We start from the raw sequence: 14470 nt of genomic DNA on the forward strand, positions 1-14470 counted from the left end.
GAGCCCGCTCGCCGCAGACCCACCCCCTGCCCCTCCCTTGAAAGGGAGGGGTGAAAATGGGCTACGGGAGCCGCTCACTTACCCAGGATTTCCTTTTCCTTCGCATCGCCGACGACGTCGATGTCGGCGATCGTCGTATCGGTGATCTTCTGCACCTCGGTCTCGTGGCGCTTGCGCTCGTCCTCGCTGAATACGCCCTTCTTCTCGTCGGTCTTCAGCGCATCCATGCCGTCGCGGCGGACGTTGCGGACCGCGATCTTCGCCTTCTCCGAATATTGCCCGGCCAGCTTCGCCAGTTCCTTGCGCCGCTCCTCGGTCAGGTCGGGGATCGGCAGGCGCAGCGTCGTGCCGTCGTTGATCGGGTTCAGGCCGAGCCCCGCGGAGCGGATCGCCTTTTCCACCGGGCCGACGTTCGACTTGTCCCACACCTGCACCGACAGCATCCGCGGCTCCGGCACCGAAACCGTCGCCACCTGGTTCAGCGGCATGTGGCTGCCGTACACCTCGACCGTCACGGGATCGAGCAGCGCGGTCGACGCGCGGCCGGTGCGCAGGCCGCCAAGGTCGCCCTTCAGCGCTTCCACCGCGCCGGCCATGCGGCGTTCCAGATCGGCCTTGTCGTAGGCGGGCATCAGACGCTCTCCATCTCTTTCTGAACGACCGTCGAAACGCCCTCGCCGCGAAGGACGGCGGCGAAATTGCCGTGCTCGCGGATGTTGAAGACGACGATCGGGATATTGCTGTCACGGCACAGCGCGACCGCGCTGGCGTCCATCACGCGCAGGTTCTTCGCCAGCACCATGTCGTAGCTGACCGTGGCGAAGCGCTTCGCATCCGCCACCTTCTTGGGATCGGCATCGTAGACGCCGTCGACCGACGTGCCCTTGAACAGGGCGTCGCAGTTCATCTCGGCGGCACGCAGCGCGGCGCCGCTGTCGGTGGTGAAGAAGGGTGATCCGACGCCCGCGGCGAAGATGACGACGCGGCCCTTTTCCAGATGCCGCTCGGCACGGCGGCGGATGAAGGGTTCGCAGACCGACTGCATCGGGATCGCGGACTGGACCCGCGTATCGACGCCGATCTGCTCCAGCGCATTCTGCACCGCCAGCGCGTTCATGACGGTGGCGAGCATCCCCATGTAGTCGGCGGTGCCGCGCTCGAACCCCTGCGCCGCGGCGGCGAGGCCGCGGAAGATGTTGCCGCCGCCCACGACGATGCACAGTTCGTAGCCCTGCGCCTTCACGTCCGCGATCTCCGCCGCGACGCGCGCCGTGACGGCGGGATCGATGGCGAGCCCCTGCTCGCCCATCAGGACCTCTCCCGACAGCTTGAGCAGGATGCGTTTGTAGCGGGGATCGGTCATGGGTTCCGGTGCGTCGGGGGTACGGGGCGGCACGAACCTTAAGCGGCGGGCGCGGCGCGGGCAACCTAGGTTGTGGGGGCGGCTCCGCACCCCGAAACGACGTCATCCCGGCTTTCGCCGTGGCGACGGGCAATGGTCGGAGGGGAGGACACCCCTGTTCTCCTCTCCCCTCGCCTCAGGCAGTCGGCTCGGCCTGCTTGCCCTGCGGCACGCCCGACACGGCCGCGACTTCGGCGGCGAAGTCGGACGCCTCCTTCTCGATGCCCTCGCCCAGCTGGAAGCGGACGTAGTCGACCAGCTTGATCTCCGCGCCCGCGTCCTTGCCGGCCTTCGCGACGACGTCGCTGATCTTCGTCTTGCCGTCCATCACGAACAGCTGACTGACCAGCGCATGTTCCTTGCGGAACTTCGCGATGCCGCCCTCGACCATCTTGGCGATGATGTCGGCGGGTTTGCCGCTTTCGGCCGCCTTCTCGGTCGCGATCGCGCGCTCGCGCTCGATCTCGGCCTCGTCCAGGTCATGCTCGTTCAGCGCCTTGGGGAAGGCGGCGGCGATGTGCATCGCTAGCTGCTTGCCCAGCGCCTGCAACACGTCGTCCGCCGCCTTGCTCTCCAGCGCGACGAGCACGCCGATCTTGCCCAGGCCCGGCGACTGCTGGTTGTGCACATAGGCAACGACCGCACCCTCGGACACTTCCAGCCGGCGCGCGCGGCGCAGCGACTGGTTCTCGCCGATCGTGGCGATGTTGTTGGTCAGCGCCTCCTCGACCGTCTTGCCAGACGGCATCGTCGCCGCCTTCAGCGTATCGATCGCATCGCCCTGCTCGAGCGCGATCTGAGTCACCTCGCGCACGAACGCCTGGAACTGGTCGTTCTTGGCGACGAAATCGGTCTCGGAATTGACCTCGACCGCCGCGCCCTTCGTGCCCGCGACGGCGACGCCGACGAGACCCTCGGCCGCGGTGCGGCTCGACTTCTTCTGCGCGGCCGCCAGGCCCTTCGTGCGCAGCCAGTCCAGCGCGGCGTCCATGTCGCCCGCGGTCTCGTTCAGCGCCTTCTTGCAATCCATCATACCTGCGCCGCTCTTCTCGCGCAGTTCCTTGACCATCGCTGCCGTGATGTCGGCCATGTCGAAATCCTCAATCTGAAAGCAAAATGCCGTTCGCCCTGAGCGAAGTCGAAGGGCGCGCGACGCGCGGGCTTCGACCTCGCTCAGCCCGAACGGCTGGAGGAGACATCGTATCGTGCCTCCGTTACGGTTACGCGGCGGCGGGCTCTTCCGTCGCGGGCACGTCGCCCGGCTGCGCGGCCGGGGTCTCGACCGGCGCGGACAGCGCCGCTTCCGCCGGCGGCTCGTCCATCGCACCCAGGTCGCGGCCCGAGCGCGCCTGCTGCTGCTGGCCGCCGCGGGTCGAGGCGATGGCGATCGCCTCGCAATACAGGCGGATGGCGCGGCTGGCGTCGTCGTTGGCGGGCACCGGGAAGGCGATGCCGTCCGGCGACACGTTGGAATCGAGGATCGCGACGACCGGGATGCCCAGGGTGTTGGCTTCCTTGATCGCCAGCTCTTCCTTGTTCGCGTCGATCACGAACATCACGTCGGGCACGCCGCCCATGTCGCGGATGCCGCCCAGCGACAGTTCCAGCTTGTCCTTCTCGCGCGTCAGCTGGAGCACTTCCTTCTTCGTCAGGCCGTGCGTGTCGCCCGACAGCTGCTCCTCGAGCGCCTTCAGGCGCTTGATCGAGTTGCTGATCGTCTTCCAGTTGGTGAGCATGCCGCCCAGCCAGCGGTGGTTGACGAAATGCTGGCCCGCGCGGCGCGCCGAATCGGCGACCGCTTCCTGCGCCTGCCGCTTGGTGCCGACGAACAGGACCTTGCCGCCCGCGGCGACGGTCGAGCTGACGAACTCCAGCGCGCGCGCGAACAGCGGCACGGTCTGGCTGAGATCGATGATGTGGACGCCGTTGCGGTCGCCGAAGATGTAGGGCTTCATCTTCGGGTTCCAGCGGTGGGTCTGGTGGCCGAAGTGCGCGCCGGTCTCGATCAGCTGCTGCATCGTGACGACAGGTGCCGCCATAATAGAATATCCTTCCGGTTGAGCCTCTGGGAAGCGAGTGACGCGTGGCTCGAAGCCTGCGCACCGGGATGATGATGCTTCCCATGCGGGGTTAGAGCGCGCGCCCCTAGCCGATCGTGCCGTTCCGATCAACCGCCATTCGGCGCTTGACGGTCTGGAACGGATATGGAACACAAAGGAACGGACCGGGAACTCCGGCGGTATTTCCACGACGGACCGTGGCTGAAATATTGCCGGGGCGAGGGAACCGCAAAGTTATCCACAGGTTGGCGGACATGAGGTTCGCGGGCGAACGGAGTTGGCGGCGATGATGACGATGATGGCGATCCTGATCTTCGGCGGTGCGTTCGGCGCCGCGATTTATGCCATCGCCGCCACGGTGGCTCCGCGGATGGCGCAGATCGTGGATGTGTTGTTCGCGCGTCCCCAGCCGCGCTTCGCGCCCCTCACCGAACTGGTCCATGCCGAGCGGCGGATCGCGGTCAGGCGCTGGGCGACGGCGTCGGCGCGGGGATCGTTCCGGCCGCGCGAAGCCGCCTGATCCGCGCATAGCCCGCGATGCTGAACGGCAGCGAGGCGAGGTAGGACAGGCAGGCGACCGTCGCGGTTTCCCACGGGGCATTGACGGCGGCGGCGGCGACGATGACGACCAGCGCCAGCGCCTCGAACCGGACGTTGCGACGCAGTTTCATCGAACTCCACGACAGGGTGGCGAGGCTCGACACCATCAGTAGCGCGACCAACGCGACCCATGGCGCCACGAAGCGCGGGTCGCGCAGAAACGGCTCCCCGCTCCAGAACCAGGCGAACATCGGAAGCAGCGCGAGTCCAGCACCCGCGGGCGCGGGAACGCCGGTAAGGAAGCCGGCCGACTTGTGCGGCTGATCGTCCGCATCGATCGCGGCGTTGAAACGGGCAAGGCGCAGGGCGCAGAAGACCGCGAGCATCAGCGACGCCATCCATCCGAAGCGCGGCAGCGTTTCCAGCGTCCACAAGTAGAGGATCAGCGCGGGCGCGACGCCGAACGAGATGGCGTCGGCGAGCGAATCGAGTTCCGCACCGAAGCGGCTTTCGCCATGCAGCATCCGCGCGATCCGGCCGTCGAGACCGTCCAAGACGCCCGCGACCAGCACCAGCACGACGGCCAGTTCCCATCGCCCGGCGGTGGCGAAGCGGATCCCCGACAGCCCGGAACACAAGGCGAGCGCCGTGACCGCATTGGGCGCGACCGCGCGCAGCGGCAGGCCACGGCGCAGGCGCTTGGACCCGGTCAGGTCGTCGCCGCCGTCGTCGTCCGCAGGGTCGTGGTTCATTGCGCGACGCCGACCGCGGCGTCCGCGCCGTAGCGGCCGAGGATCGTCTCGCCCGCGATCGCACGCTGCCCCAGCGCCACCTGCGGCGCGCAGCCGTCGGGCAGGAACACGTCGACGCGGCTGCCGAAGCGGATCAGGCCGACGCGCTGCCCGGCCGCGACGATGTCGCCGGTCTTGGCGAAGGCGACGATGCGGCGCGCGACCAGGCCCGCGATCTGCGTGAAGCCGACCCTCCGCCCGTCATGTCCCTCGACCACGAAATGCTGGCGCTCGTTCTCCTCCGACGCCTTGTCGAGGTCGGCGTTCAGGAACTTGCCGGAGATGTAGACGACCTGGCGGATCGTACCTGCGATCGGGCTGCGGTTGATGTGGACGTCGAACACCGACATGAACACCGACACGCGCACCCGCGCGCCCTCCCCCAGCTCGGGCACCAGCTCCCGCGGGATCGCGACGCGTTCGATCATCGTCACCAGGCCGTCGGCGGGCGAGACGATCAGGTCGTCGCCGACCGGCGTGGTGCGCACCGGATCGCGGAAGAACGCCGCGACCCAGACGGTGACGGCCAGGAAAGGCCAGAAGAACACCTTCGATATGATCGTCGCCAGCAGCGTGATGCCGAAGGCGATGGCGGTGAACTTCTGCCCTTCCGGATGCACGGCGGGGAAGCGCCATTTGACGGTGGAGGTGACGGGGATGCCGCCATGATGCGGCGGCTTTTCGAGCGATGACATGGCCCCGGTCTATCGGTGCGACGCGGATGTGACAATCGCGGGCGTCATGCCGCGATGCGTGTCGCCCCCCGGTCCGTCGCCCCGCGGCGCCGCAACGCCCCCGCGACCGCGCCGAAGCCCATGATCATCAGCGCCCATGTCGCCGGTTCCGGCACCCCGTTCACGCCCAGTTGCCGCGCGATCCCCGCGCCGACGACGCGATGGATGTCGCGCGTGGGGTGGACGAGATCGAAATAGGTGTAGCCGTCGCACGCCGGCGCCCCACTGGTCAGCAGGCAGGCGGTCCGCGTATCCAGCGTATCGGACAGGCCGTAGGCGCCCGGATCGGCGTAGATCGCCTGCTGATAGGCGAAGAAGTCGAAGAACCGGAAATTCGCCCCGGTGCTGCTCGCGAACGCATCGGTCAGACCGTCGAACGCGGTATTCAGCCCGAACGACATCCGCCGCCCCGCGTCCGACAAGGCGGGCGAGTTGAACTGCGTCACCGCCGGAATCTGTCCCACGTCGGGCAGGCCGGTGATGACGACGTTACGCGCGCCGAGCGTGTAGAGCGAGGTCAGCCCCTCGGTCATCGCGGTCAGGGTGGCGGTGAAATCGGGCATGTAGCGCGGGTTCGCGCCGACCTTCGCCAGTTCGCTGCGGATGTCGTTGCCGCCCAGCGTCACCAGCACGAGCGAATCGGCGGTGAAGGCCTGCCCCGACGTCCGGAACGCCTCGACCTGTTCGAGGAAGCTGGGGCTGGCGTCGCCCGAGACCTCGCGCGTCTGCGCGCCGCCGACGGAGAAGTTGCGCCCGCCATAGGCGGACGCGATCGTCGCCTGACCCTCGACGCCGCGCGACACCCAGTCCGCGAAATTGTAGCCGTTGGAGAAGCGCCCCTGATAATAGCCCAGCGCGGCGGGCGCCGGATCCTCGCCGCCGGAAGCGGCCCTCCCCGCCTGCGCGTTGCCCGCATCGACCAGGCTGTCGCCGAACACGAACAGGCGGTCGTAGTTCGCGGATTGCGCATCCGCCGGGATCGCCACGGCCATCGCGGCCCCGGCCAGCATCGCCCTCGTCAGCATCATCGCTCCCCTTTTTTCTGATGTTATGACGTCATGCTATCATGCCGTCGCGACAAAGCGAGCGCCAAATGGCCGCCGTGCCCGCGGTTGATCCCCCGCCCCCTTCCCCCTATCGCGCTGCGCAACCCCTCCCCTTCAAGGAAGCGAGCATGGCGAAGATCAAGGTGAAGACCCCCGTCGTGGAGATCGACGGCGACGAGATGACGCGCATCATCTGGGAATGGATCCGCGAGCGCCTCATCAAGCCGTATCTCGACATCGACCTGGACTATTACGACCTTGGCGTCGAGCATCGCGACGCGACCGACGACAAGGTGACGGTCGACAGCGCGCATGCGACGCAGAAATACGGCGTCGCGGTGAAATGCGCCACGATCACCCCGGACGAGCAGCGGGTCGAGGAATTCGGCCTGAAGCAGATGTGGAAGTCGCCCAACGGCACGATCCGCAACATCCTGGGCGGCGTGATCTTCCGCGAGCCGATCGTTATCAAGAACGTGCCCCGGCTCATCCCCGGCTGGACCCACCCGATCGTCGTGGGCCGCCACGCGTTCGGCGACCAGTACAAGGCGACCGACTTCCTGGTGCCCGGCAAGGGCAAGCTGACCATGAAGTTCGAGGGCGAGGACGGTACCGTGATCGAGAAGGAAGTGTTCGACTTCCCCGAATCCGGCGTCGCGATGGGGATGTACAACCTCGACCCGTCGATCCGCGATTTCGCGCGCGCCAGCATGAACTACGCGCTCGGGCGCGGCTGGCCGCTGTACCTCAGCACGAAGAACACGATCCTGAAGGCGTATGACGGCCGCTTCAAGGACATCTTCGCCGATGTGTTCGAGGCCGAATTCAAGGACCAGTTCAAGGCGGCTGGCATCGTGTACGAACACCGCCTGATCGACGACATGGTCGCGTCCGCGCTGAAGTGGAACGGCGAGTTCGTGTGGGCGTGCAAGAATTACGACGGCGACGTGCAGTCGGATCAGGTCGCGCAGGGCTTCGGCTCGCTGGGCCTGATGACCAGCGTGCTGATGACCCCGGACGGCAAGACGATCGAGGCGGAGGCGGCGCACGGCACCGTCACGCGCCACTATCGCCAGCACCAGCAGGGCAAGGCGACGTCGACGAACCCGATCGCCTCGATCTTCGCCTGGACCGGCGGCCTGAAGTATCGTGGCAAGTTCGACGATACGCCCGACGTGACGCGTTTCGCCGAGACGCTCGAGCGTGTCTGCATCGAGACGGTCGAGAACGGCGACATGACGAAGGATCTCGCGATCCTGATCGGGCCGGACCAGAAGTGGATGACGACGGAACAGTTCTTCGAAGCGGTCCGTGCGAACCTGGAGACGAAGATGGCGACTTGGGCCTGAGCCTGCGCCATCGTTCGGATAGCGGGCCCGGCGAGCGATCGCCGGGCCTTTTTTTTTGGCCCGCGCGGGTCGCGCGCTGCGGCGTGAAACGCGTCCGTTCCGGATCCGATCGAGGGCGGCGGCGCTCGACTTCGTCCCCCGCCCCGCCATCATGCGTCCACCGTGGCCAGGCACGGACACGGACCGTGGACGGGGGGACGCGATGCCGATCGATACGAAGAACTACAAGTGGCTGGACAAGCTGGGAACGCTGCCGCGGATGATCGCCGAGGCGCGCAAGCTGATCGACACCTACGAACATTCCGGTGCGACGAACAATCCCGTCATCATGGACTGGGCGAAGGAAGTCGATCCGGGCGGCAGCGACGGCTATACCGCGGACTCGATCCCCTGGTGCGGCCTGTTCATGGCGGTCGTGGCGCGACGCGCGGGAAAGACGCCGCCGGTCAAGCCGTATTGGGCGCTGAACTGGGGAAAGTTCGGCGTGGACGGCGGGCAGCCCGAACTGGGCGACGTCCTGACCTTCATCCGCACCGCCGCCGACGGCAGCAGGGGCGGGCATGTGGCGTTGTACGTCGGGGAGGACGCCTCCTGCTATCACGTGCTGGGGGAAACCAGACCGACCGGGTGTGTTTCGAGCGGAAGGCGAAGGACCGCCTCGTCGCGGTCCGCCAGCCGCCGTATATGAAGCGGCCCGGATCCGCGGCGGTGTATCTGCTGAACGAAAAGGGCGGGCGGGTCGAGGCGTTGCAGCCGCCGAAGGTCAAGGATCCGGGCGCAAGCGAGGGCTGAGATCGCGCACCGGTCGCTTGCCGATGCGCCTTCCCGGCCGGGTGGTCGGAGGCATCGAGCTCGCGCACCTGATCCCGAGCCGAAGCCCGGATGGCAACGCAAGTGGTAGGGTAACGTCGGATCGGCGCGTCCGGTCCGGCGCCTGACCCCGAACGGATGCGCCAGGCCCGCCGCGGATTCGGACGCCGCCGCGACCTTCCTGCATCGTCGGGAGACGCCAAGGGACAGCGCAGTCTCGACGGACGCAGGCGACCGGTCGCGCGCTAATATCCCGGAAGCCACCACGCCACGCGATGCCTGCTTGACTCTAAGTCTACCTATATCGATAACGAGCGTATGGCTCGCTCCCCCTCCCCGCATACGCGTCGCGTTCTGGCGATGCTGGCCGATACGCCCGCGGCGTGGCGGCATGGTTATGACATCGCCAAGGCGACGGGCACCGCATCCGGGACGCTGTATCCGATGTTGATCCGGCTGGAGGCGCAGGGGGTGCTGGAGGCGGAATGGCAGGCGCCGACCGAACCGGGGCGCCCGCCGCGGCACGCCTATCGCCTGACCGCCGCGGGACGGCGGATGGCGGCGGCGCTGGCACGTGACGCCCACATGCCCGTCGCGGCGGTAACGGCATGAGCGTCGCGTCGCTGGCCGCGCGCATCGTCATGCGCCTGTCCCCCGCCGATCGGCGCGATTGGGCCCACGCGATGGCGTGCGAGATCGCCGCGGTCGAGGGTGCGGGGACGCGGCGATTTGCGCTGGGGTGCATCGCCGCGGCGGCGATGCTGCGGATCGACTGGATCGGGAGACGAGGGATGAAGATGGTGGAACGGCCGCGCGCGGCGACGGTCGCATGCGGCGTCGTGGCATCGGTGCTTGGGCTGGTCCATCTCGTCGCCGCCGGTGCGTCGCCGTTCATGCCCGTGACCAATGCGGTCGCGCTTGTTCTGGCGCTGACGCTGCTCGCCTTCACGTGGCGGACGACGATCCCGGCGGGCGTGGTCGTCGTCGCGACGGGCGCCGTCCTGCTGGCGACGGCGTTCCTGGGCTCCTCGGCCGAGGGCGCGACGCGATGGGTGCGCATCGCCGGGATCGCGGTCCAGCCGAGCCTGATCCTGCTTCCCCTTGCGATCGTGCTGCACGTCACCGGTCGCAACCGGGCGACGACGGCCGGTCTTGCCCTCGCCGCGCTGGCGCTGGCGGTACAGCCCGATCGCGCGATGGCGGGGGCCCTGCTGGTTGCGCTGCTCGCGGGCGGTCGACGCAGCGGAGCGATCGCCCCCGCCGCGGCGGCGATCGGCCTGGCGGTCGCGATGATCCGTCCTGACGCCGTACCCGCGGTCCCGTCGGTCGATGGCGTCCTGTACGCCGCCCTGCATATGAACGTCGTCGCGGCGGTCGCTGTATTCGCGGGTACCGCCATCCTCCTCGCGCCGCTCGCCATCGCACGCGCGCCGGCGACCGCCGCGTTCGGCGCATGCTGGCTGGGCGTGGTCGCCGCCGCCGCGCTGGGCGACTATCCCACGCCGCTGGTCGGGTTCGGTGGCAGCGCGATTCTCGGCTACCTCCTGGCGGCGGCGCGGCTGCCCGCCGGGCGGGCGTCGCGCGCGCGGACGATCGATACGGCAACGGCGGCGGGCGAGGAAACGCGGCTGTTCAGACTCGCGTGATGACAGGAGCGCCGCCGACCGCCTAAGGTCCCGCGCATGGCGATCGGTCTCGACAATGCAGGTTTTTCGGACGCGCTGGTGATCCTGGGCGCGGCGGGGCTCGTCATCCCCGCCTTCGCGCGGTTCCGGATCAGCCCGGTCATCGGCTTCATCCTGGTGGGCGCATTGGTCGGTCCGGCGGGGCTGGGCTCGCTGATCGGCCAGTATCCGTGGCTGTATTACATCACCATATCGGACGGGGAATCGATCGCGCCCTTTGCCGAATTCGGCATCGTCCTCCTGCTGTTCTCGATCGGGCTGGAGCTGAGTTTCCGTCGGCTTTGGACGATGCGCAGCCTGGTGTTCGGGACGGGTGCGGCGGAATTGTTCGGGTCCGCCACGCTCATCGCGATCGCGCTGCACTGGATGGGGCAGGACTGGGCCGGGTCCGCGGGGCTGGGGCTGGCGGTGGCGCTATCGTCCACCGCGCTGGTGCTGCCGCTGGTCGGCACGACCAGCCCGGTCGGGCGCGGGGCTTTCGCGATGCTGCTGTTCGAGGATCTGGCACTGGTGCCGATCATCTTCGCGCTGGGCGCCATGGCGCCGACGGCCACCGACGACGGCTGGGTCGACCTGGCGGGTACCGCCCTGCGCGGCGGGCTGACCGTCGTCGGCATGTATATCGGCGGACGGCTGGTCCTGCCGCGCCTGTTCGCGCAGGCGGCGCGGACGAAAAGCCCGGAGCTGTTCCTCGCCGCCTCGCTGCTGGTCGTCATCGTCGCCAGCGTGGCGACGACCGCGGCGGGCCTGTCGCCGATCGTCGGCGCCCTGCTGGCGGGCCTGCTGATCGCGGAGACGGAGTATCACAGCGAGGTCGAGGTGATGACCGCGCCGTTCAAGGGCCTCGCGCTCGGCGTGTTCCTGATAACGGTGGGCATGAGCCTGGACCTGCGGCAGATCATCGCCAACTGGCCCGCGCTGCTCGCCGCAGTGGTGGGCGTGGTCAGCGTGAAGGCGATCGTGACCTACCTGCTGCTGCGCGTGGCGCAGACGCGGGCGGGGACCGCGGCGGAAACCGGGCTGCTGATGGGCAGCCCGTCGGAAACCACCCTGATCGTGCTGGCGACCGCGGCGCAGGCGCAGCTGATCCTCCCTTCCACCGCCGCCTTCTGGCAGACGGTGACCGCGATCGGGCTGACCATCACGCCGTTGCTGGCGAAGCTGGGCCGGTTCGTGTCGCGGCGGCTGGAAAGCCAGGAGACGTCGCCGGCGGGGGCGGTGGATCATGAGGACGGATCGCGCGCGGTGGTGTTCGGCTTCGGCCGCGTCGGGCGGATGGTCGCGGACATGCTGGCACGGCACGACCAGCCCTATGTGGCGGTGGAGGCGGACATCGACGCGGTGACGGAGGCCCGCGCGGCGGGCTATCATATCGTGTTCGGCGACGTGGCGCGGGCGGAACTGCTGGAACGGCTGGACCTTGCGAAGGCACGCGCGCTCATCATGACGATGGACGATCCGGTGCTGACGGTACGGCTGGCCAAGCGTATCCGGTCGACCTTTCCCGACCTTGCTATCATCGCGCGCGCGCGCGACCCGGGCCATGCGGCGGAACTGTACCGCGCGGGCGTGACCGACGCGGTTCCCGAGACGCTGGAAAGCTCGCTGCAACTGTCCGAAGCGGTGCTGGTCGACCTGGGCGTCGCGATGGGACCGGTGATCGCGTCGATCCACGAGAAGCGCGAGGAATTGCGCAACGAAATCCGCGAGGAGGCGATGATGGCCCGCGAGCCGCGGATCCGCCGGCTGCGGCGCAAGGACGAGGTCGAAGCGTCGCCGGGCTGACATGGTCTGTCGCAAAAGCGCCCGACGCGCGTTGTAGGTCGGATCGTTCAGCTCCGTTGATCCTGGGGAGCCGTAGAGCGAAGTCGAACCGGCGTGTCGAACGATACGCCCGGCCCCGGTCCCTCGGGACGGGTCGTCGGCTGCGCCCGGCATTACCGCAGGACGAGCGGTGGTTGCACGTACATGATCTCACCAGGCTTCAGGGCGATGGAAATGAACCGAACCGACCCCGATCTGCGCGTCGCGTTGTTCAGCGGCAATTACAACTATACCCGCGACGGCGCGAACCAGGCGCAGAATCGCCTCGTCGGATCCCTGCTGGACGCGGGAGTTCCGGTACGCGTCTATTCGCCGACCGCGCCGATCCCGGCGTTCGAATCGCGCGGCGACGTGGTGGACGTACCCTCGGTCCCCTTCCCCGGCGGGAGGGGCGAGTATCGGCTGGGGCGCGGGCTGCCGGCGCGGCCGCGGCGCGACCTCGAACGCTTCGCCCCGACGCTGGTGCATGTGTCGTCGCCCGAATTCACCGGCCACGCGGCGACCACCTGGGCGCGCGCGAACGGCGTTCCGGTCGTGGCCGCCGTGCACACGCGGTTCGAGACGTACTTCCAATATTACGGCCTGAAGCTGATCCAGCCGGGGATCCGCGCCATCCTTCGCCGCTTCTACGACCGTGCGGACCGAGTCGTCGTGCCGACCGCATCGGTGGCGGAGACGATCCGGGAACTGGGGGTGGCGACGCCGATCTCGCTCTGGCCCCGCGGGGTGAATCACGATCGCTTCCGTCCCCAGGTGCGCAGTCCGGAATGGCGGCGGTCGCTGGGTATCGCGGATGACGAGGTCGCGGTGGGCTTCCTCGGGCGGCTGGTGCTGGAAAAGGGGCTGGGCATCTTCGCCGAGGTGGTCGAGACGCTGCGCGCGCGGGGAGTGAAGCATCGCGTGCTGGTGATCGGCAAGGGGCCGGCGCAGGAATGGTTCGCGAAGCAGACGCCCGACGCCGCCTTCGCCGGCTTCCAGAGCGGCGACGACCTGGGCCGCGCGGTCGCCAGCATGGACGTCCTGTTCAATCCCAGCGTCACCGAAACCTGGGGTCAGGTGACGTCGGAGGCGATGGCCGCGGGTGTCCCCGTCGTCGCGGCGCGCGCGACGGGGGCGGTCGACCTGCTGACGGACGCGGTCACCGGCTTCCTGGTGTCGCCGACCGACGTGTCGGGCTATGCCGATGCGATCGCGCGGCTGGCCGCCGACCCCGGCCTGCGCGCGCGCATGGGCGCGGCGGCGCATGCGAAGGCGGCGTCCTTCCGCTGGGACACTGCCAACGCCGCCGTGCTGACCGCCTATCGCGAGGTGCTGGCGTCGCGCCAGTCGTAGGTCAGCGGTCCTTCGCGATGCGCGAAGCGGTCCAGATGCTCCGCCACGACCTGACGCATCCGCGCGGGATCGCCGTCGTCGGGAACAGTCAGCGACAGGTCGAGCGTCTCGCGATCGGCGCGCATCGCGAGATGCGCGCCGTTGGGGAAGGCGATCGTGCCTTCCTCCGGCGAGAAGGTCACCTCCATCTTGTGCGACCAATGTTTGGCGAGCTGCTGGAGATAGCGGCTGGCCGATGCGGTCGGCACGCGGGCTACGGACACGCTCACGGCAGGCGCTCGATCTTCTGCGCGACCTCGTCGATCAGCGCGGCGATATCGTGCAGCGTATCGTCGCTGAACTCGCCCTTCTCCAACCGCTGCCCCAGCGCGACCCGGAGGTTGCCCATCGCGCGGCGGATCGGCGCCTTGTCGCCGCGGCCGTGGCGTTCGCCGACCGAGCGCAGGCGCGCGATCAGCGCCTCCACCTGCTCGCGATTCTCCTCCAGGTGCATCGCGCCCTCGGGCGTGACCTCGAACCGCTTGCGCGCGTCGCCGGTGGCCTGTTCGGTCGTCAGCCCCATCTCGCCGAGCATCGTCAGCGTGGGATAGACCGTGCCGGGACTGGGGGCATAGGCGCCGCCGGTCAGCTCCTCGACCGCCTTGATGAGTTCGTAGCCATGGCGCGGCTCGTCCGCGATCAGCTTCAGCAGGACGAGGCGCAGTTCGCCGCCGTCGAACATCCGCCGCCCGCGCCCCCCGCCGCGCGAACCCTGCGGTCGGTCGAAGCTCCATTCGACGTTGGACGGGCCCCAGGAGCGGCTGCCGCGCGTGGCGCAGCGGTTGTGGTGGTGATGAAACATGCGATTCTCTTTTCGCATCGTGATGCACCTAAGATATATCGTCGGCATTCGTTTGC

The 14470-nt window shown here is 68.4% G+C and carries 15 protein-coding genes and 2 pseudogenes; 7 read left to right on the top strand and 10 right to left on the bottom strand.

What is annotated here, in order from left to right; translation table 11 throughout:
- Positions 1 to 74 precede the first annotated feature (74 nt).
- From frr to rpsB, 4 genes are all read right to left on the bottom strand, one after another.
- Entirely contained in the window at positions 75 to 632 is a 558-nt protein-coding gene (gene frr, locus ASG29_RS12675; protein ID WP_055984467.1) for a ribosome recycling factor, read from the bottom strand.
- Positions 632 to 1363, bottom strand: a complete 732-nt coding sequence (gene pyrH / locus ASG29_RS12680) for a UMP kinase (protein WP_055984471.1) — start codon at positions 1361 to 1363, stop codon at positions 632 to 634. The genes frr and pyrH overlap by 1 nt, the downstream gene beginning before the upstream one ends.
- Before the next feature lie 175 nt (positions 1364 to 1538).
- Positions 1539 to 2492 (bottom strand): translation elongation factor Ts, encoded by a 954-nt coding sequence (tsf, locus tag ASG29_RS12685; protein WP_055984473.1) that lies wholly within the window; start codon positions 2490 to 2492, stop codon positions 1539 to 1541.
- 130 nt (positions 2493 to 2622) lie between these two features.
- Positions 2623 to 3441, bottom strand: coding sequence for a 30S ribosomal protein S2 (gene rpsB / locus ASG29_RS12690; RefSeq protein WP_055984476.1), 819 nt, complete (start codon positions 3439 to 3441; stop codon positions 2623 to 2625).
- Positions 3442 to 3748: 307 nt separating this feature from the next.
- Between rpsB and ASG29_RS12695 the strand changes: the two genes are divergently transcribed.
- Positions 3749 to 3982, top strand: coding sequence for a hypothetical protein (locus tag ASG29_RS12695; protein ID WP_235532904.1), 234 nt, complete (start codon positions 3749 to 3751; stop codon positions 3980 to 3982).
- Here the strand turns inward: ASG29_RS12695 and ASG29_RS12700 are convergent.
- The 4 genes and pseudogenes from ASG29_RS12700 to ASG29_RS17595 form a co-directional block, all read right to left on the bottom strand.
- A complete protein-coding gene (locus ASG29_RS12700) occupies positions 3924 to 4754 on the bottom strand; it encodes a CDP-alcohol phosphatidyltransferase family protein (RefSeq protein ID WP_082515983.1) in 831 nt (276 codons plus the stop codon). The two genes, ASG29_RS12695 and ASG29_RS12700, sit on opposite strands and share 59 nt — an antisense overlap.
- Complete coding sequence (locus ASG29_RS12705; RefSeq protein WP_055984479.1) at positions 4751 to 5488, bottom strand: phosphatidylserine decarboxylase; 738 nt, start codon at positions 5486 to 5488, stop codon at positions 4751 to 4753. Before ASG29_RS12705 ends, ASG29_RS12700 begins: the two co-directional genes overlap by 4 nt.
- 44 nt (positions 5489 to 5532) lie before the next feature.
- Positions 5533 to 5646 (bottom strand): annotated as a pseudogene (locus ASG29_RS17860) (PEPxxWA-CTERM sorting domain-containing protein); the annotation flags it as partial.
- 39 nt (positions 5647 to 5685) lie between these two features.
- A pseudogene (locus ASG29_RS17595) lies at positions 5686 to 6555 on the bottom strand (SGNH/GDSL hydrolase family protein); the annotation flags it as partial.
- Positions 6556 to 6701: 146 nt separating this feature from the next.
- Between ASG29_RS17595 and ASG29_RS12715 the strand changes: the two are divergent.
- The 6 genes from ASG29_RS12715 (at position 6702) to ASG29_RS12740 (ending at position 13573) form a co-directional block, all read left to right on the top strand.
- Complete coding sequence (locus tag ASG29_RS12715) at positions 6702 to 7922, top strand: NADP-dependent isocitrate dehydrogenase (RefSeq protein ID WP_055984485.1); 1221 nt, start codon at positions 6702 to 6704, stop codon at positions 7920 to 7922.
- Between the two features lie 202 nt (positions 7923 to 8124).
- Complete coding sequence (locus ASG29_RS12720; RefSeq protein ID WP_200932456.1) at positions 8125 to 8610, top strand: TIGR02594 family protein; 486 nt, start codon at positions 8125 to 8127, stop codon at positions 8608 to 8610.
- Positions 8611 to 9050: 440 nt separating this feature from the next.
- A complete protein-coding gene (locus ASG29_RS12725; protein ID WP_055984488.1) occupies positions 9051 to 9344 on the top strand; it encodes a PadR family transcriptional regulator in 294 nt (97 codons plus the stop codon).
- Complete coding sequence (locus ASG29_RS12730; protein WP_055984491.1) at positions 9341 to 10378, top strand: hypothetical protein; 1038 nt, start codon at positions 9341 to 9343, stop codon at positions 10376 to 10378. Before ASG29_RS12725 ends, ASG29_RS12730 begins: the two co-directional genes overlap by 4 nt.
- Before the next feature lie 36 nt (positions 10379 to 10414).
- On the top strand, positions 10415 to 12202 hold the full coding sequence (locus ASG29_RS12735) for a cation:proton antiporter (RefSeq protein WP_055984494.1): 1788 nt from the start codon (positions 10415 to 10417) through the stop codon (positions 12200 to 12202).
- A 213-nt stretch (positions 12203 to 12415) separates the two neighbouring features.
- Positions 12416 to 13573: a glycosyltransferase family 4 protein gene (locus ASG29_RS12740; protein ID WP_055985606.1), complete on the top strand. Its 1158-nt coding sequence runs from the start codon at positions 12416 to 12418 to the stop codon at positions 13571 to 13573.
- On the opposite strand, the gene ASG29_RS12745 is transcribed toward ASG29_RS12740, so the two are convergent.
- Positions 13540 to 13842: a DUF2218 domain-containing protein gene (locus tag ASG29_RS12745; protein ID WP_055984499.1), complete on the bottom strand. Its 303-nt coding sequence runs from the start codon at positions 13840 to 13842 to the stop codon at positions 13540 to 13542. The genes ASG29_RS12740 and ASG29_RS12745 overlap by 34 nt on opposite strands.
- Positions 13839 to 14414: a PadR family transcriptional regulator gene (locus ASG29_RS12750; RefSeq protein ID WP_200932458.1), complete on the bottom strand. Its 576-nt coding sequence runs from the start codon at positions 14412 to 14414 to the stop codon at positions 13839 to 13841. Before ASG29_RS12750 ends, ASG29_RS12745 begins: the two co-directional genes overlap by 4 nt.
- Between the last annotated feature and the right edge of the window lie 56 nt (positions 14415 to 14470).

The sequence above is a fragment of the Sphingomonas sp. Leaf412 genome (genome assembly GCF_001425405.1).
Taxonomy (GTDB): domain Bacteria; phylum Pseudomonadota; class Alphaproteobacteria; order Sphingomonadales; family Sphingomonadaceae; genus Sphingomonas.

Excerpts from the sequence above, each read along its gene's own strand:
- frr (WP_055984467.1), bottom strand. The coding sequence starts at position 632 with ATGCCCGCCTACGACAAGGCCGATCTGGAACGCCGCATGGCCGGCGCG.
- ASG29_RS12720 (WP_200932456.1), top strand. The coding sequence starts at position 8,125 with ATGCCGATCGATACGAAGAACTACAAGTGGCTGGACAAGCTGGGAACG.
- ASG29_RS12725 (WP_055984488.1), top strand. The coding sequence starts at position 9,051 with ATGGCTCGCTCCCCCTCCCCGCATACGCGTCGCGTTCTGGCGATGCTG.
- rpsB (WP_055984476.1), bottom strand. The coding sequence starts at position 3,441 with ATGGCGGCACCTGTCGTCACGATGCAGCAGCTGATCGAGACCGGCGCG.
- tsf (WP_055984473.1), bottom strand. The coding sequence starts at position 2,492 with ATGGCCGACATCACGGCAGCGATGGTCAAGGAACTGCGCGAGAAGAGC.
- pyrH (WP_055984471.1), bottom strand. The coding sequence starts at position 1,363 with ATGACCGATCCCCGCTACAAACGCATCCTGCTCAAGCTGTCGGGAGAG.
- ASG29_RS12730 (WP_055984491.1), top strand. The coding sequence starts at position 9,341 with ATGAGCGTCGCGTCGCTGGCCGCGCGCATCGTCATGCGCCTGTCCCCC.
- ASG29_RS12735 (WP_055984494.1), top strand. The coding sequence starts at position 10,415 with ATGGCGATCGGTCTCGACAATGCAGGTTTTTCGGACGCGCTGGTGATC.
- ASG29_RS12695 (WP_235532904.1), top strand. The coding sequence starts at position 3,749 with ATGATGACGATGATGGCGATCCTGATCTTCGGCGGTGCGTTCGGCGCC.
- ASG29_RS12740 (WP_055985606.1), top strand. The coding sequence starts at position 12,416 with ATGAACCGAACCGACCCCGATCTGCGCGTCGCGTTGTTCAGCGGCAAT.
- ASG29_RS12715 (WP_055984485.1), top strand. The coding sequence starts at position 6,702 with ATGGCGAAGATCAAGGTGAAGACCCCCGTCGTGGAGATCGACGGCGAC.
- ASG29_RS12705 (WP_055984479.1), bottom strand. The coding sequence starts at position 5,488 with ATGTCATCGCTCGAAAAGCCGCCGCATCATGGCGGCATCCCCGTCACC.
- ASG29_RS12700 (WP_082515983.1), bottom strand. The coding sequence starts at position 4,754 with ATGAACCACGACCCTGCGGACGACGACGGCGGCGACGACCTGACCGGG.
- ASG29_RS12750 (WP_200932458.1), bottom strand. The coding sequence starts at position 14,414 with ATGTTTCATCACCACCACAACCGCTGCGCCACGCGCGGCAGCCGCTCC.